Annotated in this window: 2 protein-coding genes; both read left to right on the forward strand. The window is 37.6% G+C overall.

Annotated elements, in window-relative coordinates; all coding sequences use genetic code 11:
• Positions 1–75 precede the first annotated feature (75 nt).
• Entirely contained in the window at positions 76–501 is a 426-nt protein-coding gene (locus JQM82_RS15795; RefSeq protein WP_235251372.1) for an Hsp20/alpha crystallin family protein, read from the forward strand.
• A 56-nt stretch (positions 502–557) separates the two neighbouring features.
• Positions 558–827, forward strand: a complete 270-nt coding sequence (locus JQM82_RS15800) for a helix-turn-helix domain-containing protein (RefSeq protein WP_235251373.1) — start codon at positions 558–560, stop codon at positions 825–827.
• Positions 828–1,034: the final 207 nt, after the last annotated feature.

The raw sequence follows: 1,034 nt of genomic DNA on the forward strand, positions 1-1,034 counted from the left end.
TAATATGTGTTATATAATAACTATAGCAAATAAAACAACTAAAACATTCAGATACATTTGAAGGAGGAATGCATTATGTTACTTACAAACAGAGGATTTAATAATTTATTTGATGAGATGTTCGATGACCCATTCTACACCCGCCGTTATGACAACACTTCCGTCCAGGTGATGAAAACTGACATTCATGAAAAAGAGGGCGATTACATCATTGAGATGGAACTGCCGGGATATGCAAAAGAAGAGATCAAAGCTGATCTGAAAGATGGATATCTTACAATCACTGCTCATAAGAACGAGACAAAGGAAGAGAAAGAAGCAAGAGGTAAATGCATCCACAAAGAGCGTTATACCGGAACCTGCAACCGCAGTTTTTATGTTGGAGAGGAATTATCACAGGAAGACATCAAAGCAGCTTTCAAAGACGGGGTTCTCTGCCTGAAGTTTCCAAAAGAAGTTAAGAAGCCAGAAGAGCAGCCTAAGATGATCACCATCGAATAATGACAGGGAGCAGTCGGTTAATAGACAGTTCTAAATATGGCCTGGGAAATGTTCAGATGTTCATTATCGAAGGCATGGATAAAGTACGTGATGTGAGCCTGACTCTCGGACAAAGCGAATCGTATATTAATCGTATTGAAAGCCATAAAATGCTTCCGTCTATGACCGTTTTTTTCTATATTTGTGATTATTTTGAGATAACACCGGAAGAATTTTTTTCAAATGACAAAGAACTGGATATCGAATTAATAGGCGCAATCAACAAATTAAAAACTTTAGATCCCGACAAAAAATCCCATATTCTTGCGGTTATCAACGATCTATAAGTGCAAAAAACTGACGGAAAACACTTCTCTTCCATCAGTTTTTTTCATAATGTAGTTGCCAATTTTTTCTCCTTTCTTGCCAGAAACATAAAATACTCCAATGTTTCCAACATATTTGCTTTGAGGGAATCCGCAATGCCTTCCGGCTCACCTGCACAGTCCACTCGATGGGAGAGTCTACACAATAATACATAAAAAGTCTATATG

Origin of the sequence: Faecalicatena contorta, from assembly GCF_021531995.1 — a bacterium.
Classification (GTDB): domain Bacteria; phylum Bacillota; class Clostridia; order Lachnospirales; family Lachnospiraceae; genus Dorea_A; species Dorea_A contorta_A.

What these genes read in the sequence shown, in the direction of transcription:
- JQM82_RS15800 (WP_235251373.1), top strand. Translation starts at nt 558, where the DNA reads ATGTTCATTATCGAAGGCATGGATAAAGTACGTGATGTGAGCCTGACT.
- JQM82_RS15795 (WP_235251372.1), top strand. Translation starts at nt 76, where the DNA reads ATGTTACTTACAAACAGAGGATTTAATAATTTATTTGATGAGATGTTC.